This window comes from Spirochaeta thermophila DSM 6192 (genome assembly GCF_000147075.1).
GTDB classification, from domain to species: Bacteria; Spirochaetota; Spirochaetia; order Winmispirales; family Winmispiraceae; genus Winmispira; species Winmispira thermophila_A.
Window position 1 is genome coordinate 500959 of record NC_014484.1, and the last position, 19830, is coordinate 520788.

The following is a 19830-nucleotide window of genomic DNA, read 5'->3' on the forward strand; positions in this document are numbered from 1 at the left end:
CAGATTGACATGATTTCATGATGGGGGTAAGATTTTTCATGAGACCAAAATAACAGGAAGGAGATAAGTTATGATGGAAGTGAGGTATAGTATACATCCCGAACACGCGAAGGGGTTCGACACCGAGAGACTCCGGAACGAGTTCCTCGTCACCGACCTCTTTCGGGCCGACGTGATCAGGCTCGTCTACAGCCACAACGACAGGATCATCGTGGGAGGCCTCCATCCCGTGAAGGGCCGGCTCACCCTGGGTGCCTCCAAGGAGCTCGGCACCGAGTACTTCTTCGAGCGGAGGGAGGGGGGAGTGGTCAACATAGGAGGCCCCGGCGTGGTGACCATCGACGGCACGGCGTACGAGATTGCGAAGAACGAGGCCGTGTACATAGGCAAGGGGGCGCGTGAAGTCTCCTTCATGAGCAAGGAGGGGACGAGCCCTGCGAAGTTCTACTTCCTCTCTGCTCCGGCTCACAAGGAGTATCCCTCCAGGAGGATCACCCTCACGGATGCGAGGAAGCTCGAGCTCGGGAGCGACGAGAACTCCAATGCCCGCACCATCTACCAGCTCATCCATCCCGACGTGCTTGAGACGTGCCAGCTCTGCATGGGGGTCACCATCCTCAAGCCCCACAACGTGTGGAACACCATGCCCACCCACACCCATGAGCGCCGGATGGAAGTCTACTTCTACTACGAACTCCCCGCCGATCAGGTGGTGTTCCATCTCATGGGGCAGCCCCACGAGACGCGCCACATCGTGATGCGGAACGAGGAGGCCGTGCTCTCTCCCAGCTGGTCGATACACTCGGGTGTGGGGACCTCGAACTACGCCTTCATCTGGGGCATGATCGGCGAGAACCAGACCTATACCGATATGGATACCGTACCCATGGAGGTGCTCAGATGATTCTCGACATGTTCAAGCTCGACGGTAAGGTGGCCATCGTGACCGGATGCAGGAGGGGGATAGGTCGGGCGCTCGCCCTGGGCCTCGCGGAGGCGGGGGCCGATATCGTGGCAGTCATGCGCAGCGAGGAACCCGGGCTGGAGAGGGAGATCACCTCTCTCGGTCGGCGGTATCTCTGGGTGGAGGCCGATCTCTCTTCCATCGAGCCGGTGGAGAGGATCGTGGAGGAGGCGGTGAAGGCCTTCGGCAAGGTGGACATTCTGGTGAACAACGCAGGTATCATCCGGAGGGACGACATACTGGACTTCTCGGAGGAGGATTGGGACGAGGTGATGAACGTGAACCTCAAATCGGTGTTCTTCCTCTCGCAGGCGGTGGCGCGGAGGATGAAGGAACAGGGAACCGGGGGGAAGATCATCAACATCGCCTCGATGCTCTCCTTCCAGGGTGGTATCAGGGTCCCCTCGTATACCGCGAGCAAGAGCGGTGTGCTGGGGCTCACCCGGATACTGGGGAACGAGCTTGCGAAGTACGACATCCAGGTGAACGCGATCGCTCCCGGTTACATCGAGACCGACAATACCCGTGCCCTGCGCGAGGATCCTGTGCGGAACAAGGAGATCCTGGGGCGGATTCCCGCGGGACGGTGGGGCTCGCCCGACGACCTGAAGGGTGCGGTGGTCTTCCTCGCCTCTCCCGCGAGCGACTACATGACCGGATCGGTGGTGGCGGTGGACGGGGGGTGGCTCGCGCGGTAGCCACCTCCTCGATCCGTTTCGTACACACGGTGGGACACAAAGAGGGGAGCAGGACATCTGCTCCCCTCTCTTCTATGGCCGCCTCGATGTCACACCGTGTAGGTCCCCGAGGTGGTGGCCCCCCCTCTGCCGGTCCAGTTGGTGTGGAAGAACTGGCCCCGTGGCCTGTCTACCCGCTCGTAGGTGTGGGCACCGAAGTAGTCCCGCTGGGCCTGGATGAGGTTCGCGGGGAGCCTGGAGGTGCGGTAGCCGTCGAGGAAGGAGAGGGCCGAGGAGAGGGCGGGGGTGGGGATCCCGTGGGTCACTGCGGTGCTCACCACCCTGCGCCACGAGGCCTCGGCCTCGAGGATGGTCTCCTTGAAGTAGGGGGCCAGCAGGAGGTTGGAGAGTCCGGGTTCGTTCCTGTAGGCCTCCCGTATCGTGTCCAGGAACACGCTCCTTATGATGCATCCCGCGCGCCAGAGCGTGGCGATCTTCCCGAAGTCGAGGTCCCATCCATAGGTGTGCGAGGCCTCCCTCATGAGCATGAACCCCTGTGCATAGGAGACCATCTTCGCCGCGAGGAGGGCCTTCTCGAGGTCGTCTACGAGGCGGGCTCTCTCCTCTTCCGTGCCCTTCCAGGGCACGAGCGGTTCACCCAGGACCTCGGCGGCGTGCACCCTCTCGTCCTTGAATGAGGAGAGGGAACGGGCGAAGACCGCCTCCACGATGAGCGTGACGGGTACGCCGTGATCGAGGGCCTCGATGCCGGTCCACTTGCCGGTCCCCTTCTGGCCTGCTGCATCGAGGATCTTCTCCACGAGCGGGCCGCCGTCCTCATCCTTGAAGGCGAGGATGTCGCGGGTGATCTCGATGAGATAGGAGCCGAGCTTTCCCCGGTTCCAGCGGTCGAAGATCCCGCTCATCCTCTCGTGGGAGAGGCCGAGGAGGGACTTCATGATGTGGTAGACCTCGGCGATGAGCTGCATGTCGCCGTACTCGATCCCGTTGTGCACCATCTTCACGAAGTGACCGGCCCCCTCGGGCCCCACCCAATCGCAACAGGGCTGGCCGTCCGGGGTCTTCGCCGAGATGGCCTGGAAGATCTCCTTCACCAGGGGCCAGGCCTCCGGATTGCCTCCGGGCATCATCGAGGGGCCGTGACGGGCTCCCTCTTCCCCGCCCGAGATCCCCGTGCCGATGAAGAGGATGCCCTTCTCGGCGAGTTCCCTCGTGCGGCGGGTGGAATCGGAGAAGTGGGAGTTACCGCCGTCGATGATGAGGTCTCCCGGCTCCAGAAGGGGCAGGAGCTTCCGGATGAACTCGTCCACCACCGCGCCTGCCTTCACCATGAGGATGATCTTGCGCGGTCTGGAGAGGAGGGAGACGAACTCCTCGAGCGTGTGTGCCCCGTACACGGTCTCTCGTCCCCCGGCCGGTCCTGCGAGGAAGTCGTCCACCTTCTCCACGGTCCGGTTGAAGACCGCGATCCGGTATCCCTTGTCGTTGATGTTGAGGGCCAGGTTCTGACCCATGACCGCGAGTCCTATGAGTCCGATGTCTGCCTTCGTCATGGTATGCTCCTTCATGCGAAATATGCTATGATCTCATCCCTCTTCGAAACGCCTCCGCCAGGTCCAGAGCCCCACGGCGGGGTTGGGGATGAAGTAGTAGCGTTCCCCGTGGCGGTCCTTCCATCCCGTTCTCATGTCCTCCGGGAGGTAGCGGCGGAGGGCCTCCTCCACTTCCATGTAGGAGAAGCCCGCCCCCTCCACCTCTTCCCTCGAAAGACCGCCTGCGGCATAGGTGATCCCGAACCTCCCCTCGGAGGAGCCGTGGATGAGGTGGGCGGCGGCCCCGAGGTTCCCCTGCAGCTCGGGATCCCGCTGTACGGCTTCGAGGACGTAGTCGGTGCCCCGGTAGCCGTGGCGCCGCACGAGTCGATCGATGGTGGGGTCCTCTCCGAACTCCTTCACCCCCGGAGCGATGATCACGAGTTCCCCGCCGTCCGCGATGGCCATGCGGGTGCGGTAGATAGCCTTGTTCCCGAGCCAGGTGCTCCGGTACTCCTGAGGGTCGAGGTAGACCACCACCTTCTCGAGCGGTTCGTCGAGATAGGTGAGGTTGACCTGCTGGGAGAGCCGGGCGGCCTTCTCGAAGCAGGCGTCGTCGTCGCCGATGAAGAGGCCCCTCACCACCAGGGAGCCTTCCTCGTCGGGTGAGAGTACGGTGAGGACGTAGAGGATGGGAAGGTCGCGGCAGAAGCGGGAGGCCGCATACCCGAGCACCTTCCGCACCGGGGTATGGATGCGGCCCATGATGCGCTCCATGCCGTAGACCGCGCCCAGGTAGTGGCTCTTGTTGATCCCTTCGGCCCCGCCGGTGCCCACGAAGATGTTCTTGGTGTAGTTGGCGAGGCCGATCACCTCGTGGGGCACCACCTGGCCGATCGAGAGGATGAGGTCGTGACCTTCGAGGAGGTGGTAATTCACCTGGGCGGGCCAGGGGAAGCGGACCTTCCCCTCGGAGACCTCCTCCACGTAGTCCGCCGGGACTTCTCCGAGCGTGCGGATGTCGGTGCGCCAGTTGTGATCGATGAAGAGCTCCGCCGGGATGTCGGGGTACATGAGGGCCTTTTCCTCTGGGGTCATGGGGGCATGGGTCCCCAGCGCGGGGAGCACGCCTTTGCAGGCGCTTCCCAGGTAGCGGTAGGCCATGCACGAGAGTTCCCCCGCCCGGGAGTGGAGGCGGGTGATGTCGGGCGGGACGATGAGGGCGCGCTTCACCCTGCCCCACCGTTCCAGGGCCGTATAGAGGCCCTCCCTGAGGTCGTCGAGCGAGAGGCGTGCGGTGGGTCCTCCTGCCTCGAAGAGGATCATGTGGCCTCCCAGGGGGGTGTGGAGGGGAGGGAGCGCTCGAAGCGTTCGAGGAGCCGGTGTTGGTACTCGCCTTCGAACCTCCCTTCGAAGAAGCGGGGAAGGCCCTCACGGTGGAGCTCCTCCCAGGATGCCTCCTCCTGGCCGGGGATGATGGGGAAGAACAGGGCCTCGTTGGCCCGGGCAGCCTCGAGGTCGCCCGGGGCATCGCCGATCATGAGACGGTGGGAGGGGGGGTAGTGGTCGGCCACGGCCGCGGCGATCTGCCGGGCCTTGTTTCCCACTTCCTGTCCGGCGATGGCCTTCACGTAGGTGTGTATCCCCTGCTCGGTCCACTCCCGCTCGAGTGCCTCGAAGGGGGTCTGGCTCACCACCAGGGTGTCGGCCTTCTCCTGCATGAGGGCGAGGGATTCCTTCACGTAGGGGAAGGGGGGGATGCCGCCCTGTACCATCCGTGCGATGGCCTCGTTCACGCCCTGCGACCAGCGGTGCACGAGGGCCAGCTCGGGATCAGGGTTGCGCTCGAGCTCCTCGGTGAGGGTGTGCATGCCGAGCTTGGTCTCCCGCTGTACCCACCGGCGGAGGGCCGTGAGTGAGGGGAGGTGGGGGGATCGCTTCGAGGCCTCGGGGTGTGCGGCGAGAAGGTCGACTGCCCTGATGACTGCGAGGAATCGGTTGATCCCTCGGGTGGTGGAGTAGAGGTTCACGAACTCCCACACCTGTCGGGCATAGCGGGAGACGCTCTGGAGCGAGAAGTGATAGACGAATTCGGGACAGAAGCATTCCTTGTGCTTGAGTTCCATGGTGTCGAAGACGCACCCATCGGAGTCGATGCCGATGAAGAACTCCTTCTCACGGGTGAAGTGATCCATGGTTCGTGCAGCCATAGTCCTTCCTCATCTTGGGGTTGGTTTAACAGTACACATAACTCTCTAATCCGGTGATGAAAATATGATCCAACAAAATCGGTGATCTGTCAATTTGTCGTGGGGAGCAATTTCCTTCATCCGGATCGCAGGATGGGCCAAGACAGGGGGGGCGGTGTGGGGTAGTATGGGGGTGAGTCCCTGCGGGGCAGGTCAGCTCGATGCTCCTTGTGGGGCCGCATGAGGAGGTGTGTATGTCGGATCGGGCCGGGGGACGGCGTCTGTGGTCGGATCGTCCGGCCGGGGTGTGGCGGGATGGCTACCCGGTGGGGAACGGGAGACTGGCGGCGTTGGTGGTCGGGGGGCTGGGGGAGGAGCGGATCCATCTCAACCACGAGTGGCTCTGGCGTGGGCGGTATAGGGATCGGGTGGCGGAGGGGCGGGCGCACCTCCTGGGGTGGGTGCGTGAGGCCTTCTTTCGCGGGGACTGGGAGGAGGGGACGCGTCGGGCGAACGAGGCGTTCGGGGGTGGGGGAGGGGTGAGCGGAAGGCCGTGTAGGGTGGGGGCCTACCAGCCTGCGGGTACCCTGGTGCTGTGGTGGGAGGGAATGGATGGTGAGGGATACGAGCGAGAGTTGGACTTGGAGGAGGGGGTGGTGCGGGTGCGGAGGGGGAGGAGTGTGGAGGAGGTGATGGCGGTGATGGGGGGTGGGCCGGTGGGGGTGCGGGTGTCGGGGTGGGGGAGGGGGTGGGTGGGGCTCGAGCGGGAGGTGCAGGAGGGCGTGGCGGTGCGGGTGGGGGCCAAGGGGGGGATGGTGCGGCTCGAGGGGAGGTTCGAGGAGGGGATAGGGTGGGAGGTGCGGGCGGTGGTGAGGGGAGGGGTGTGCAGGGGGGAGGGGGGTCGGGTGTGGGTTGAGGGGGAGGAGGTGGTGGTGTGGGTGGTGGTGGATGTGTGGGAGGAGGTGGGGGGGAGTCGGCGGCGGCTTCCCTCGTACGGGCCGCCGGAGGTGCCGGGGGAGGGGTGGGAGGCGGTGCGGAGGCGTCACGTGGAGGCCTACGGGGGGCTCTTCGGCCGGGTGAGGCTCGTGGTGGAGGGGGAGGAGCCCCTCCTGCCCACGGGTCGGCGGAGGGAGGATCCCGATCCGCTCCTCCCTGCGCTCCTCTTCGACTACGGGCGTTACCTCCTCATCGCCTCTTCGGCGCCGGGGTGTGATCTTCCGGCCAACCTTCAGGGGAAGTGGAATCCTCTCCTCGAGCCGCCCTGGGATGCGGACTACCACATGGACATCAACCTCCAGATGAACTACTGGCTTGCCGAGGGGGCCGGGCTGGGTGAGTGCGTGAGGCCTCTGGTGCGCTACGTGCTCCGGATGGTGCCCTCGGCGCGGGAGGCGGCCCGGAGGCTCTTCGGGTGCAGGGGGATCTGGTTCCCCCTCACCTCGGATGCGTGGGCGCGGGCCACGCCCGAGGCGTACGGGTGGGACGTGTGGGTGGGGGCGGCGGCGTGGATGGCCCAGCACCTCGTGTGGCGGTACCTCTACGGCGGGGACGAGGGGTTCCTCCGGGAGACGGCGTATCCCTTCCTCAAGGAGGTGGCGCTCTTCTTCGAGGATTTCCTCGTGGAGGATGGGGAGGGGGTGTTGCAGGTGGTGCCGTCCCAGTCTCCGGAGCACAGGTGGGAGGGGCTCGAGGGCTTTCCGGTGGGGCTGTGCGTCTCCTCTGCGGTGGATGTGCAGCTCGTGCGATGGGTGTTGAGGATGGCGGTGGAGTTGGGTGGGCGGCTGGGGGACGAGCTGGGGAGGTGGCGCGAGATGGAGGGGCGGCTCGCGCGGCTGCGGGTGGGGGGGGATGGGGTGCTCCTGGAGTGGGGGAGGGAGCTCCCGGAGGCGGAGCCGGGGCACCGGCACCTCTCGCCGCTGTGGGGTTTTTTCCCGGGCGATGTCCTGTGGGATGAGGACCCGGAGGTCCGGGAGGGGGCGGTGCGGCTCCTGGAGCGCCGGGTGAGGCACGGGTGCGGCCAGACGGGGTGGAGCAGGGCGCACCTCGCGTGTCTGTGTGCGGCGTTGGGGAGGGCGGAGGAGGCGTGGGAGCACCTCCGCGTCCTCCTCGGGGAGTTCACCACCGAGAGCCTCCTTGGGCTCCACCCGGTGGACCTGTTCCAGGTGGATGCGGGGCTGGGGGGTGCGGCTGCGGTGCTTCTCATGCTGCTCCAGGTGCGGCCGGATGGGGTGCTGCGCCTGCTTCCTGCCCTCCCGCGGGCATGGGGTCGGGGGAGGGTGGAGGGGCTGCGGGCGCCGGGAGGGTGGTGTGTGGGGGTGTGGTGGGAGGGGGGGAAGGTGAGGGAGGCGTGGTTCGAGGGGGGTAGGGGGGTGTGTAGGGTGGAGGCGTGGGCAGAGGAGGGAGTGGTGCGGCACGGAGGGGAGGAGTGGGTGGTGAGGGCGAGGGAGGGGGTGTGGGAGGTGGGGGGACGGGGGGAGGGGCGGTACGCGGTGAGGGGATGTGCGGGGAAAGATGTCTCATCTTTTGTTTGACAAATCGGCGTCAATGTTTTAGAATATCAGGTATCAAATATATCAGATTGAGGAGGGTTCTATGCGAATGCACAGGATGATCATGCTTGTGCTGAGCGTTCTCCTCCTGTCGGCCCTTCCTCTCCTCGCCTCCGGAACCGGAGAAGGAGAGCAGGCCCAGGAGCAGTACGTACTCAAGTTCAACCACGTGCTCAGCCAGAATGACCCGTTCCACAAGGCGTTCCTGAACTGGGCCGAGAATGCGTACAGCCGGTCCAACGGACGCCTCAAGATCGAGGTCTTCCACAGCGCCCAGCTGGGGGTGGAGGAGGACATCATCGAGCAGATCCGTATGGGAGCCAATGTGGGTCAGAACACCGATTCCGCGCGTATGGGTAACTACGTACCCGACATCGCGGTGGTGAACGGGCCCTACTTCTTCGACAGCCTCGACGAGGTCTGGAAGCTCAACGAGTCTCCCACCATGCAGGCCTGGCTCAAGGAACTCGAGACCAAGTACGGGATCAAGGTGCTCTCGTTCAACTGGGTACAGGGGTGGAGAAACCTGCTCACCAACAAGCCCATAAAGAGCCCGGACGATCTCAGAGGCCTCAGGATCCGCGCTCCCGGTGCCCCCATCTGGATGGAGTCCATCCGTTCCCTCGGGGCCACTCCTGTGGCGATGGCCTTCAGCGAGATCTATTCCGGCATCCAGACCAAGGTGGTGGATGGCGCCGGCAACGTGAACGTGAACACCCTCAACACCCGCCTCTATGAGGTGGTGAAGTATCTCAACGAGACCAAGCACATCCTCCTCGTGAACTTCGAGGTGGTGAGCGCCAAGTGGTTCAACTCGCTTCCCGCGGATCTCCAGACCATCCTCCAGGAGGAGTGTGACAAGGCCGGGCGCCAGGTCTCCCTCGAGGTGGACAAGATCGGTGAGGAGGCCAAGGCGAAGCTTGCCGAGCAGGGTATGACGATCATCCCCTATGAGGAGATCGACATCGCCGCCTTCAAGCAGAACAGTATCAAGGCGTATGAGACGCTGGGTATCCTGGAAGCCCGTAACAAGATCTTCAAGGAACTGGGTAAGATGTAATGTTCCAAAGGGGGAAGGGGGATCCTCCCCTCCCCCCTCTTCGTGTGCGCATCTATCACCTCTGTCTCATCGAGAGGAACCATATGAACAACTTTTTGCAGAAGCTCTATAAAATCGAGGAATATGCAGCGGCCTCGCTCCTCAGCGCGGCCACGTTGCTCATCTTTGTCTCCGCGGTCACCAGGACCTTCGACCTGCCCTTGAACTGGGCCCTCGATCTCACGCTCTTCCTCTTCGCGTGGAGCGTCTTCCTGGGTGCCGATGTGGCCATGAGACGGAACAACCTGGTGAACGTCGACCTCCTCGTGGCGAGGCTTCCCGTTCCCGTCCAGAGGGCGTGTGCGGTCGTTTCCTATATCCTCATCCTGGTGTTCCTGGGGGCACTCACGGGCTATGGATTCTGGCTGAGCTATGCGAGCAGGGCCAGGGCGTTCCAGGGGATACCGTGGTTCAGCTACACCTGGGTGGCCCTGAGCGTCCCGGTGGGTTCCATCCTCATGATCATCACCACCATACGCCAGTTCAGGGCCTATCTCAAGGAGGCGAGGCCTCCTGCTGCAGAGGACGGGGAGGTCCTGTAGATCTCCCAGCATGTCGTTTGTGAGAGGAGTATCGTATGTTACTGGTGGCTATACTGTTTCTGCTCTTCCTCCTCATGGGGATGCCTGTGGCCTTCGCCATTGGAATCTCGGGGGTGGCCTTTTTCCTCCAGCATCCAGAGCTGCCCTTCTCCATGATAGTCCAGCTTCCCATATCGCAGACGCAGAACTTCCCCCTCCTCGCCGTGCCCTTATTCATCTTCGCGGGGAACATCATGAACAGCGCGGGAGTGACCCAGCGGCTCATCAAGCTCTCCACCCTCCTCACGGGGCACATGAGAGGAGGGCTCGCCCAGGTGAGCGTGGTCCTGAGCACCCTCATGGGTGGGGTTTCGGGGTCGGCCACGGCCGATGCGGCGATGGAGGCGAGGCTCCTGGGGCCGGGAATGCTGGAACGCGGCTACTCCAAAGGCTACATCGCCGCCGTGATAGGGTATACGTCCCTCATCACCGCGACCGTACCTCCCGGAGTGGGGATCATCATCTACGGTACCACGGGTGAGGTCTCCATCGGCCAGCTCTTCGCCGCGGGCCTGATGGTGGGGCTCATCATGATGGTGGCCCTCATGATCACGGTCGCCATCACCGCCCGGGTGAGGGGCTACAGGCCCGAGAGGGAGCGTCGGGCATCTCTCAAGGAGATCTTTTCCTCCCTCGGGGAGACCATCTGGGCACTCATCTTCCCCATCCTCCTCCTCGTGGGTCTCAGGATGGGCATCTACACCCCCTCGGAGGTGGGTGCGTTCGCCTGCGTATACGGGATCTTCGTGGGGGTCTTCGTCTACAAGGAGCTCACCTGGAAGAAGTTCCTCGAGACGCTCCGGACCACCGCCAACGATGTGGGCGCGGTGATGTACATCATCGCCCTCTCGGGGATCTTCCGGTACGGGATCCCCTTCGAGCACATACCCCAGGCCCTCACCTCCCTCATCACGGGATTCACCTCGAATGTGCACCTCCTGCTGATACTGGTGGTGGTCTTCCTCGTCTTCGTGGGGATGTTCATGGAGGGCTCGGTGGCGATCCTCCTGTTCACCCCGATTCTCCTTCCCATGGTGCAGGCGTTCGGTGTCGATCCGGTACACTTCGGGCTCGTGATGTGCACCACCATCACGATGGGACTCCTCACCCCCCCGGTGGGGATCTCCATGTACGCCCTCTCCAGCATCCTGGAGATGCCGATCTCCGAGTATCTCAAGGAGATGTGGCCGTTCCTCGGGGCCGTGGTCGCGGTGATCCTGTTCATGATCTTCTTCCCCGATGTGGTGCTCTTTCTCCCGAGGCTCCTGTTTGGATGATATGAGCGTTCGATGTTCAAGATAGAGATGAGGAGGAATTTCGATGAAACTGAAGGATAGAGTGGCATTGGTGACGGGATCGGCCCGGGGGATCGGCCGGGCCGTCGCCCTGCGGCTCGCCCAGGAAGGGGCGAGTGTGGGGATCATGGATCTCAAAGGCACCGAGGAGACCGCGCAGGAGTTCTCCTCCATGGGCCATAAGGCCGTGCCCCTCCACGCAGACGTGACCAGGTACGAGGAGGTCGCCTCTGCGGTGGAGAAACTGGTGGAGGCCTTCGGAAAGGTGGATATCCTCGTGAACAACGCGGGTATCATCGTACGGGGGCACGTGCTCGATCTTTCCCTCGAGGAGTGGCGCAAGGTGATCGACGTGAACCTCCACGGCACGTTCCACTGCTGCAAGGCCGTCCTGCCGTACATGGTGAAGCAGAACTATGGGCGTATCGTGAACATCACCTCCATCGCCGGGAAGGTGGGGGACATCACCGCGGCCCCTGCCTACGGAACCTCGAAGGGAGCGGTGAACACCCTCACCAAGTCCCTCGCACGCCAGCTCGCGGACTACGGGATCACCGTAAATGCGGTGGCACCCCATGCCATCGAGACCGACATGAGTGCCCAGTGGACGCCTGAACAGCGGAAGGCCGTGATAGATGCGATCCCCCTCAAGCGCCTGGGTAAGCCGGAGGAAGTGGCCGAGGCCGTGGTCTTCTTGGTGAGCGAAGGGGCTTCGTTCATCACAGGGGAGATACTCGACGTGAACGGCGGCTATCTCATGGACTAGTGCAGAAGGGGATCTCGAGCGATCGGTGCGGCAGGGTCATTCGTCCGGAAGCTGGGCGAAGCCCCTGCCTTTTATTATGTTCTTCCGGCTCTGCCGAAGGTGCTCTCGGATGATCCGTACGGCTTCCTTCGAGTGACTGCTGAGGGCATCCAGGAGGGTCCTGTGGTCCCGGTATGTCCGAGCCACGTCCGGAGGGGCCGCGATGTCGTAGATGAAGTGCATGTTGAGTTTGAGATTGATCTCCCTGTAGAACTTGTCCACGAGGGAGTTGTTGGCGAGTCTGCACAGCTGGGTGTGGTAGAGGTGCTCGAGCTGGATGTACTCCGAGAGGAGGAGGGGAAACCGAGGGCTGTCGTGGGCGTCGTCCTGGAGGAGGAGGGGAGCCACGTGTTCCATCCGTTCCACGATCTCGTGGAGTGGATGGAGGTCGTCTTGGTCCACTGAAGCGTAGACCTTTTCCACACAGAAGACCTCGAGAAGTTCTCTCATCTCCACGGTCTCGAGGATGTCTTTCTTGGTGGGGATGGTGATGATACAGGTGCTCCGTGGCTTGATGGTGACGAGCCCTTCCATCTCGAGGCGTTTGATGGCCTCCCGCACGGGCATGGTACTCACCTTGAGCTGCTGAGCGAGCTGCTTGATGTTGAGCACGTCGCCGTATTTGATCCGTCCTTCGATGATCTGGTCACAGAGGTACTGGTAGACCTGTTCGCTCAGACTCCTCACTTCGATCGGTTGTTTCTCCCTGGTCGGCATGTCTAACTCCCTGGATTGTTTACTGGGTAGAGGGGTCTCCCCTTGAGGAGGGTCTCCTTCACGTTGAGTGCAGCCTTGCGCTTGAGATCCACGAGGGACTCCTCACTGTAGTAGGCACTGTGATCCGAGAGCACCACGTTTTCGAGATCTCGGAGGGGACTGTCCTTCGGGAGGGGTTCCTCCTCGAAGACGTCGAGCCCGGCGCCGAGGATGCGGTGCTCCTCGAGTGCCCGTTGGAGGGCCTGCTGGTCTATGATGGCCCCTCTCGAGGTGTTCACGATCACGGCGGTGGGTTTCATCATGCCTATCTCCCTCTCTCCGATGAGGTGCCGGGTCTCCTTCGTGAGGGGCGCGTGTATGGAGATGTAGTCGGCCTCGCGAAGGAGGGTGAAGAGATCCGCCGCCTCTCCTCCCGCCCGGCTGATTTCCTCGGAGGGGATGTAGGGGTCGTAGACGAGGGTCCGGGCAAACCCGAATCCCTTCATCTTCCGGTGGAAGGCACGGGCGATCCGTCCATACCCCACGATCCCCAGCACCTTGCCGTGGAGCCTGAACGCCTTGAGACCCGCAGTGTGGTTCCATTTCCCTACGCGGATCCCCCTATCTTTTACCATGATGAGCCGGGCGCAGGCAAGGAGGAGAGCGGCTGCATGGTCCGAGACCTCCTCTATGCCGTAATCCGGCACGTTGCTCACCCAGATGCCGGCCGCCGTAGCGGCCTCCACGTCCACGTTGTCCACGCCGATCCCGTATCGGGAGATGATCCTGCACCGTCTGAGATGAGAGATCGTCTCTTCCGGTATGGGCCTGAGGTTGACGAGGAGTGCGTCCGCCTCCTGCGCGATGGAGAGGAACTCCTGGGGCGGCATATCTTCCCTGCAGACGACGAATTCGTACTCAAGCCCGGAGAGGGCCTCTCGCTCCTGTTCGTAGTTGCCGTTGAACCTGTCGTCGGCCACCACGATCCTGTACGGGTTCATGTATCCTCCAGATCCTTCGTAATATAATATATAATATATCAGAGTTTATCGAATGCGCAAGCGAAAACTTCCGCCGTGGCCCGCCAAGTTTCATGAAATAGGGGAGACGTCATATTTACATATCCGACAAATCGTTGTTATAGTATCGAAAGATATGGCAAACCTCAGGGGTGATGCATGGAGTACGCGGAACTCATGGGTACGGACATCCGGATCTCCAGGATAGGGATGGGATGTTGGGGTATCGCAGGCGGCCGGACCTGGGGAGAGAGGGATGATCGGCGGTCGATCGACACACTGCGTGCCGCCTACGACCGCGGTATCTCTTTCTTCGACACGGCCTATTCCTACGGCAATGGCTACTCGGAAGAGCTCGTGGGGAAGGCGCTCGGACCCCTGGGAGACCGGGTGGTGATCGCCACGAAGGTCGGGACCGAACTCTCCTCTCCTTCCGAGGTGGAACGGCACTGCGAGGAGAGCCTCAGGAGGCTCAGGCGCGACTGGATCGATCTCTACCAGCTGCATTGGCACCTTCCGGGCATGCCTCCGCTCCCCGAGATCATCGAGGCCATGTGGCGGTTGGTGGAAAGCGGCAAGGTGAGGGCCATAGGTGTGTGCAATCTGGGGAAGGGGCAGCTCGCCCTACTCCCCCCCGAGATACCGGTGGTGACCAATCAGCTTCCCTACAGCCTCCTCTGGCGCGCCATCGAATACGAGGTGATGCCCGCCTCCCTCGAGAGGGGGATGGGCATACTCGCCTACAGTCCGCTCATGCAGGGCCTTCTCACCGGGAAGTTCTCTTCACCCGAGGAAGTCCCCGAGGGGAGGGCCCGTTCCAGGCACTTCTCTTCCTCCCGGCCTCAGGCCATCCATGGCGAAGAAGGGGCGGAGGAACTCACCTTCGAGACCATACACAGGCTCTCCGACCTCGCTCGGGATCTCGATATCCCCCTCGCCCACCTCGCGATCGCGTGGGTTCTCCAACGGGAGGGGGTTGCATCGGTTCTCGTGGGGGCGCGGACTCCCGATCAGGTCGACGCGAATGTGGGAGCCCTGGCGGTGCGGCTCTCCGAGGAAGTGCTCGCCGAACTCGATACGATCACCACTCCCCTCAAGGAGAGGCTCGGACCGAACCCCGACATGTGGCAGACCTCGGGGAGGATATGGTGAGAGGTGGGTCGAGTTCGGATGGCTCCGTGCATCTCTACCACCATGAGCGCGCGCTCATGGTGGGGGCCTATCGACTCAGGCGGGCGGACGTGTCTTCCCCCACGGCGTTCCATTCGTGGCGGGAAGCCCTCATCCCATCCCTGCGGGAGGCTCTGGGTGTGAGCGCAGCCTTCCCGCCTCCGGCTCCCCGCTGGACGGTACTCGACGGGCGCGAGGACGACGGTGTGGTACGGCGTCTCCTCCACGTGGAGATCGCCCCTTCCCTGGTGATGCCCGTGTACGTGCTCCACCGGGCGGGCCTCTCCTCCCCTCGCAGGGCGGTCGTGGCCCTCCATGGTCACGGCGGCGGGGGAAAGGATGCCGTCGCCGGTGTCATGGATCTGCCCGAGGTGGAGGGAGCGGTGGGCCGATACCGGTACGACTACGGGAAGGCGCTCGCACGGAGGGGATACGTGGTCTTCTGTCCCGACCTCCGGGGGTTCGGACGGAGGCGCCTCTTCCCGGGAGACGACCTCCTGGGGAGCGACTGCCTCGCGCTCCAGGGTGGGGCGATCTCGCAAGGGCGAAGCCTCCTCGGTGAATGGATCCACGACCTCGTCCTCCTCGCACGCGTGATCGGGGAGGTGCCTCCGGCCGGCCCGGGGGGGATCGGCGTGTGTGGGTTCTCCGGGGGAGGGCTCGCGGCCTTGTTCTTCGGAATCTTCGAGGAGAAGGTGGAAGCGGTGGTGGTGAGCGGGTATTTCCACAGCTTCAGGGATGCGGCTTACAGGACCAACCTCTGTGCCTGTAACATGCTTCCCCGGGTATGGCGATGGGTGGAGATGGGGGATCTCGGTGCCCTTCTCGCCCCCAGGCTCTTCATCGTGGAATCGGGTACCGAGGATCCCCTCAACGGTCCGCGAGGGATCGCGGATGTGTACGAGCAGGTGGAGTACACGAAGGCTGCCTACAGGCTCATTGGGATGGAGGAGAAGTTCCATCATGTGATATTCGAGGGGGGACATCGGTGGGATGGTGACGGTGTCTATCCCCTCCTCATGGAATGGTTTCCGCCCGAGGTGTCATGAGGACATCGTATCTCTCTCCGGAAGAACGTCATGAGGGCTTGAGAGCCTTTCTCGCCTTCAATGCCTTCAACGGCGTGGGGTTCGGCCTCCTCGCCGAGACGATCGTGTATCTCCTCGCCTTGCAGTACGGTGCCACCAACCTCCAGCTGGGCTATATCTCCTCCCTCATCCACCTCACGGGTTTCCTCCTCATCCTGTTCCCTCATGTCCTGAAGGGCGCTCCACTCGTTCTGGTCTATTTCGGGGCGTGGCTGGGGAGGGGACTCGTGGCCCTCCTCTACTGGCTCACCCTTCTCGTATCCCCTTCCGCAGCGATCTGGGTGATCCTCGCCACCTACACCCTGTTCTGCATGCTCAGGACCGTGGGAGTCGCCCTCTACCGGCCCGTACAGAAGATGCTCTCCACCCCCTCCACGCTGGGCTCGGTCATGGTGCAGGCGAATCTGGCCTACAGCCTCACCATGATCATCGGCCAGCTTCTGAGTTTCCTCTTCCTCTCTTCGCCTCTCACGTCTGGACCGAGAGGGTTGCTGTCGCTCATACTGGGGGGTGTTCTCTTCAACTCCGTGGCCTCCCTTTTCCTCCTCAAGATACCCTCCCGTGAACGCATCGCCTCCTCAGGGGATGAGCACATCGTCGGCGTGCTCCTCGAAGCCATGAGGAACCCCCGGATACGCTATCCGGTACTCCTCCACTGGATCCACCTGGGGACCACGATCCTTCTGGGCTTCAGCACCGCACTCCTCAAGCGGGGACTCGGACTCCCCGAGAATCTGGTGGTCCTCTATACCATGACCACCTACGTGGGGCTCGTGGCGGCCGGTTTCGTCAACCGGCCCTTCGTGGACAGACTCCCCGCCCGTCCCCTCCTCCTCCTCTCCTTCGGCCTCGAGATTCCCCTCTTCCTCGTGTTCGCCTTCCTGCGGCCCGGTGCAGCCTTCGGCATGCTCCTCATCCTTGGGTTCGCGCTTGGATTCGTGAAGGGGACCATCGCCGCACATGTCGGAAGGACCCTGGTAGACGCCTATCCCGACGACAGGAAGTTCAGCTACAACGCGATGGTGAACTTCGTCACGTCCTTCCTCGCCCTCGGGTTCGGCATGGCAGGAGGGGCTCTCGCCGATCTGGGTGTGGGCGTCGCCGCATCCCTCCCCTTCCTGAACGAGTATTCCCTGGTCTTCGCTGCGGGAACCGTGCTCGTGTTCGTGAGCATGGTGATCTCCCTGGGCGTCAGAGACGACCGCAGGATGGAGGTGCGGGAGCTCCTGGGAGTGTTCCTGAGTCCCGAGCACCTCACGGCCATGCTCGGTTCTTACCGGCTCGAGTCCACCAGGGACGAGAGGAAGCGGCGCCTCATCCTCAACTCGCTCATGGAGTGCTCTTCCCCCCTCGCCGAACGGGAGATCGAACGCATCCTGCGTCATCCGTTCTCCGTGGAATCCAAGTTCGTCCTCAACCGTCTGTTCGTGAATCCGAAACCGGCCCTTCTCCCCCGTGTCCTCACCCTCGCGGGAGAGGAGGGGTACGTGCACCGGGAGCGGGCGATCTTCGCCCTGGGAGCCTATCGGGGGCCGGAAGTGGAACGGGTCCTCCGTACGGCTCTCGACGACCCCGATCCGGCGGTGAGGGGGGCGGCCGCGAAATCGCTGGTACGGGCAGGTTATCCCGTGGATCCCGCCGACCTCTTCCGCCGATTCCTCCACGCGCCCGTGGTGAGGGAGGAGGTGGACTACCTCATCGCCCTCGGTCTTGCCGAAGAAGAGGAATTCCTCTTCCGCCGTATCTTCACCTTCGCCGAGAAGAGGGAAGGACCGTACTACAGGATGACCGTCTACAGTGCGATCTCCTCTGCCTTGGGCACCGCCCCCCTTCTGGGTGATCTCTTCATGGAGGAGGAATCCGGGAGAGGGAAGGGTGTCTCCCGGTTCCTCGAGGAGGCGGTGCGATTCGTACCCTTCTGGCGGGAGAGGGACAGGATAGGGCGGTCCATGCGTGAGGAGAAGTGGGAAGACATCCTCCTGTGGGTGGAGGAATGCATCCGAGGGATCTCCGCGAACGAGGGAGTACGAGGGGTTATCCATGCCTTCGGCTCGGCGCTCAGGGAGAAGCTCTCCGGTGCACCTGTGCGGGAAGACGCGATGGCCGCCCTCTATTTCTTCTATGCCCTCCTCGACAGGAATCCGGAGCAAAGATAGCAAAATTTTACCTTTACAAACTCCAAAAACAGCTTATGATATTATATTAGATATTAGGGATTCCCATCGCTGGATGGGGAACTGGTGTATGAAGAGAGTGGAGTGTCAACATCCTGTTTGGGAGGTTCCCGCATGGCTGAACATGTCGCAGGAGGATCGGCAAAAGGATTCTCCCTCTTTCCCCCGGAGGTGAAGAGGAACATCCGAAAGTACAAAGTGTTCTATCTCTTCCTCCTCCCCGGTTTCCTCTACTTCGTGGTCTTCCACTACCTGCCCATGTTGGGCTTGCGTTGGTCATTCTATGAATTCGACCTGAGGGGAGTGGGGGAGTTCATCGGACTCGAACACTTCAAGACGGCCCTCGCGAGCGAGGGATTCAGGAGGGCCTTCTGGAACACCCTCATCCTGAGCAGTGCGAACATCGTCATCCAGATGACCGCTTCCATTATCATCTCGCTCCTCCTCAACGAGGTGACCAATCAGCTCTTCAAGCGAGGGGTGCAGACCATCATCTACCTCCCTCATTTCCTCTCCTGGCCGGTGGTGGCCTCGGTCTTCGTGCTCATCTTTTCGCAGGGCGGCATGGTGAACGCATTCGTCCAGAAGCTGGGAGGGGAGCCCATCTATTTCTTTGGTGATCCGGTGTGGTGGCGGCGAGTATATCTCTTCGCCCTCGCCTGGAGAGAGGTGGGGTGGGCCAGCGTCGTCTACCTCGCGGCCCTCTCCGGTGTCGATCCACAGCTCTATGAGGCGGCGTGGATCGACGGTGCGGGTCGCATCCGCCAGGCCATCCACATCACACTTCCGAGCCTTGTCCCTGTGATCGTCATCGTCCTGGTGATGAACCTCTCGAAGATCTTCAATCTCTTCGAGTCGGTCCTGGTCATGTACAACCCCCTGGTGTACAGCGTGGCCGACGTGCTCCAGACCTATGTGTACAGGACCGGTATCGTGGAGTTCAGATACGGGTACGCCACCGCGGTGGGGCTCTTCAGGTCGCTGATCGCATTTGCCCTGGTGATGGCCTCGAACTGGATCGTGAAGCGGATCCGTGGCGAAGCCGTGGTGTGATCTACATATGGAGGATGAAGCATGACACTTGTACAACGGTTCAACAGAGCCAATCTTCCCAGAACGGTGTTCGTGATAGTCAACACCCTCTTCCTCCTCTTCATCGTGATGCTCATCGTCATCCCCCTGCTCAAGGTCTTCGTGGACTCCGTGGACGCACGAGCGGCGGAGACGATCTTTCGATTCCTTCCGGAGAAGTTCACCCTGGACGCCTACAGGAACCTGCTCTCGAGACCTGCGCTCTATCGCCCGTTCCTGGTGAGCCTCTACACCACCACTCTGGGCACCATCATCGCCCTCATGACCACCGCCCTCTTCGCCTACGCCCTGGCCCAGGACAACCTGCCGGGCAAGGGGTTTTTCCTCATGGTGGCCCTGATCACCATGGTCTTCAGGGCCGGGATGATCCCGCTCTTCCTGGTGGTGAGGGACATAGGGCTCCTCAACAACGTGTGGGCGGTGATCCTCTCCCGGTGCGTGGATGCGTACTACCTGTTGTTGCTCCGCAACTTCTTCAAGACCATTCCCACGAGCATCATGGAGGCCGCGGAGATCGACGGCTGTAAGCCCTTCACGGTGTTTTGGCGGATCGTGCTCCCCTTGTCGAAGCCGGGCCTCGCGGCGATCGGTCTCTTCTACCTCGTGATGTACTGGAGTCAGTTCTTCGAGTACATCCTCTTCCTCCCCACGAAGCCGCAGTGGCACAACTTCCAGGTGTTCCTCCGAAACGTGGTGATCGAGTCGGAGACCCAGGGATTCGAGGGGTTCGCCTTCGCCACGCAGAGCCTCAAGAATGCGGTGGTGGTGGCCTCGATGATCCCCGTGCTCATCGCCTATCCCTTCGTACAGAAGTACTTCGTGAAGGGGATCAACATCGGGGCGGTGAAGGGATGATGATTCCGGGGCGTTGCCCTGGTG

General features: G+C 62.5%; 17 protein-coding genes. 12 read left to right on the plus strand and 5 right to left on the minus strand.

The features are described 5' to 3' along the window. Positions 1–73: 73 nt before the first annotated feature. Entirely contained in the window at positions 74–904 is an 831-nt protein-coding gene (gene kduI / locus STHERM_RS02040) for a 5-dehydro-4-deoxy-D-glucuronate isomerase (RefSeq protein ID WP_420480337.1), read from the plus strand. Continuing rightward, a complete protein-coding gene (gene kduD, locus STHERM_RS02045) occupies positions 901–1662 on the plus strand; it encodes a 2-dehydro-3-deoxy-D-gluconate 5-dehydrogenase KduD (RefSeq protein ID WP_013313227.1) in 762 nt (253 codons plus the stop codon). The genes kduI and kduD overlap by 4 nt, the downstream gene beginning before the upstream one ends. Positions 1663–1751: 89 nt before the next feature. On the opposite strand, the gene gnd is transcribed toward kduD, so the two are convergent. The 3 genes from gnd to STHERM_RS02060 are packed head-to-tail and all read right to left on the minus strand — an operon-like array spanning position 1752 to position 5404. Beyond that, a complete protein-coding gene (gnd, locus tag STHERM_RS02050) occupies positions 1752–3215 on the minus strand; it encodes a decarboxylating NADP(+)-dependent phosphogluconate dehydrogenase (RefSeq protein WP_013313228.1) in 1464 nt (487 codons plus the stop codon). Positions 3216–3248: 33 nt separating this feature from the next. Next, positions 3249–4520, minus strand: a complete 1272-nt coding sequence (locus tag STHERM_RS02055; RefSeq protein WP_013313229.1) for a lactate racemase domain-containing protein — start codon at positions 4518–4520, stop codon at positions 3249–3251. Further along, a complete protein-coding gene (locus STHERM_RS02060) occupies positions 4517–5404 on the minus strand; it encodes an HAD family hydrolase (protein WP_013313230.1) in 888 nt (295 codons plus the stop codon). Before STHERM_RS02060 ends, STHERM_RS02055 begins: the two co-directional genes overlap by 4 nt. 233 nt (positions 5405–5637) lie before the next feature. Here STHERM_RS02060 and STHERM_RS12620 point away from each other — a divergent pair, with 233 nt between their 5' ends. The 5 genes from STHERM_RS12620 (at position 5638) to STHERM_RS02085 (ending at position 11673) form a co-directional block, all read left to right on the plus strand. Then, positions 5638–7914, plus strand: a complete 2277-nt coding sequence (locus STHERM_RS12620; protein ID WP_013313231.1) for a glycosyl hydrolase family 95 catalytic domain-containing protein — start codon at positions 5638–5640, stop codon at positions 7912–7914. 61 nt (positions 7915–7975) lie between these two features. After that, positions 7976–8992: a C4-dicarboxylate TRAP transporter substrate-binding protein gene (locus tag STHERM_RS02070; protein ID WP_013313232.1), complete on the plus strand. Its 1017-nt coding sequence runs from the start codon at positions 7976–7978 to the stop codon at positions 8990–8992. 83 nt (positions 8993–9075) lie between these two features. After that, complete coding sequence (locus tag STHERM_RS02075; protein WP_237223330.1) at positions 9076–9573, plus strand: TRAP transporter small permease; 498 nt, start codon at positions 9076–9078, stop codon at positions 9571–9573. Positions 9574–9608: 35 nt separating this feature from the next. Then, on the plus strand, positions 9609–10889 hold the full coding sequence (locus tag STHERM_RS02080) for a TRAP transporter large permease (protein ID WP_013313234.1): 1281 nt from the start codon (positions 9609–9611) through the stop codon (positions 10887–10889). Between the two features lie 43 nt (positions 10890–10932). Then, on the plus strand, positions 10933–11673 hold the full coding sequence (locus STHERM_RS02085) for an SDR family NAD(P)-dependent oxidoreductase (RefSeq protein WP_013313235.1): 741 nt from the start codon (positions 10933–10935) through the stop codon (positions 11671–11673). Positions 11674–11709: 36 nt separating this feature from the next. On the opposite strand, the gene STHERM_RS02090 is transcribed toward STHERM_RS02085, so the two are convergent. Beyond that, on the minus strand, positions 11710–12429 hold the full coding sequence (locus STHERM_RS02090) for a GntR family transcriptional regulator (RefSeq protein WP_013313236.1): 720 nt from the start codon (positions 12427–12429) through the stop codon (positions 11710–11712). Positions 12430–12431: 2 nt separating this feature from the next. Further along, positions 12432–13409 carry a C-terminal binding protein gene (locus STHERM_RS02095; protein WP_013313237.1) on the minus strand — a complete coding sequence of 326 codons (978 nt, stop codon included), beginning with the start codon at positions 13407–13409 and terminating at the stop codon, positions 12432–12434. Between the two features lie 177 nt (positions 13410–13586). Between STHERM_RS02095 and STHERM_RS02100 the strand changes: the two genes are divergently transcribed. The 5 genes from STHERM_RS02100 to STHERM_RS02120 all read left to right on the plus strand — a co-directional run bounded on the left by STHERM_RS02100 (position 13587) and on the right by STHERM_RS02120 (position 19806). Further along, a complete protein-coding gene (locus STHERM_RS02100; RefSeq protein WP_013313238.1) occupies positions 13587–14579 on the plus strand; it encodes an aldo/keto reductase in 993 nt (330 codons plus the stop codon). After that, complete coding sequence (locus tag STHERM_RS02105) at positions 14573–15646, plus strand: dienelactone hydrolase family protein (RefSeq protein ID WP_013313239.1); 1074 nt, start codon at positions 14573–14575, stop codon at positions 15644–15646. The genes STHERM_RS02100 and STHERM_RS02105 overlap by 7 nt, the downstream gene beginning before the upstream one ends. Next, positions 15643–17841 (plus strand): MFS transporter, encoded by a 2199-nt coding sequence (locus tag STHERM_RS02110; protein WP_148223850.1) that lies wholly within the window; start codon positions 15643–15645, stop codon positions 17839–17841. Before STHERM_RS02105 ends, STHERM_RS02110 begins: the two co-directional genes overlap by 4 nt. Positions 17842–17973: 132 nt before the next feature. After that, positions 17974–18912 (plus strand): ABC transporter permease, encoded by a 939-nt coding sequence (locus STHERM_RS02115; RefSeq protein WP_013313241.1) that lies wholly within the window; start codon positions 17974–17976, stop codon positions 18910–18912. 21 nt (positions 18913–18933) lie between these two features. Then, on the plus strand, positions 18934–19806 hold the full coding sequence (locus tag STHERM_RS02120; protein ID WP_013313242.1) for a carbohydrate ABC transporter permease: 873 nt from the start codon (positions 18934–18936) through the stop codon (positions 19804–19806). Positions 19807–19830 lie beyond the last annotated feature (24 nt).

Excerpts from the sequence above, each read along its gene's own strand:
- STHERM_RS02080 (WP_013313234.1), top strand. The coding sequence starts at position 9,609 with ATGTTACTGGTGGCTATACTGTTTCTGCTCTTCCTCCTCATGGGGATG.
- STHERM_RS02075 (WP_237223330.1), top strand. The coding sequence starts at position 9,076 with ATGAACAACTTTTTGCAGAAGCTCTATAAAATCGAGGAATATGCAGCG.
- kduD (WP_013313227.1), top strand. The coding sequence starts at position 901 with ATGATTCTCGACATGTTCAAGCTCGACGGTAAGGTGGCCATCGTGACC.
- STHERM_RS02060 (WP_013313230.1), bottom strand. The coding sequence starts at position 5,404 with ATGGCTGCACGAACCATGGATCACTTCACCCGTGAGAAGGAGTTCTTC.
- STHERM_RS02120 (WP_013313242.1), top strand. The coding sequence starts at position 18,934 with ATGACACTTGTACAACGGTTCAACAGAGCCAATCTTCCCAGAACGGTG.
- STHERM_RS02110 (WP_148223850.1), top strand. The coding sequence starts at position 15,643 with ATGAGGACATCGTATCTCTCTCCGGAAGAACGTCATGAGGGCTTGAGA.
- STHERM_RS02115 (WP_013313241.1), top strand. The coding sequence starts at position 17,974 with ATGGCTGAACATGTCGCAGGAGGATCGGCAAAAGGATTCTCCCTCTTT.
- STHERM_RS02105 (WP_013313239.1), top strand. The coding sequence starts at position 14,573 with ATGGTGAGAGGTGGGTCGAGTTCGGATGGCTCCGTGCATCTCTACCAC.
- STHERM_RS02100 (WP_013313238.1), top strand. The coding sequence starts at position 13,587 with ATGGAGTACGCGGAACTCATGGGTACGGACATCCGGATCTCCAGGATA.
- STHERM_RS02095 (WP_013313237.1), bottom strand. The coding sequence starts at position 13,409 with ATGAACCCGTACAGGATCGTGGTGGCCGACGACAGGTTCAACGGCAAC.
- STHERM_RS02055 (WP_013313229.1), bottom strand. The coding sequence starts at position 4,520 with ATGATCCTCTTCGAGGCAGGAGGACCCACCGCACGCCTCTCGCTCGAC.
- gnd (WP_013313228.1), bottom strand. The coding sequence starts at position 3,215 with ATGACGAAGGCAGACATCGGACTCATAGGACTCGCGGTCATGGGTCAG.
- STHERM_RS12620 (WP_013313231.1), top strand. The coding sequence starts at position 5,638 with ATGTCGGATCGGGCCGGGGGACGGCGTCTGTGGTCGGATCGTCCGGCC.
- kduI (WP_420480337.1), top strand. The coding sequence starts at position 74 with ATGGAAGTGAGGTATAGTATACATCCCGAACACGCGAAGGGGTTCGAC.
- STHERM_RS02070 (WP_013313232.1), top strand. The coding sequence starts at position 7,976 with ATGCGAATGCACAGGATGATCATGCTTGTGCTGAGCGTTCTCCTCCTG.
- STHERM_RS02085 (WP_013313235.1), top strand. The coding sequence starts at position 10,933 with ATGAAACTGAAGGATAGAGTGGCATTGGTGACGGGATCGGCCCGGGGG.
- STHERM_RS02090 (WP_013313236.1), bottom strand. The coding sequence starts at position 12,429 with ATGCCGACCAGGGAGAAACAACCGATCGAAGTGAGGAGTCTGAGCGAA.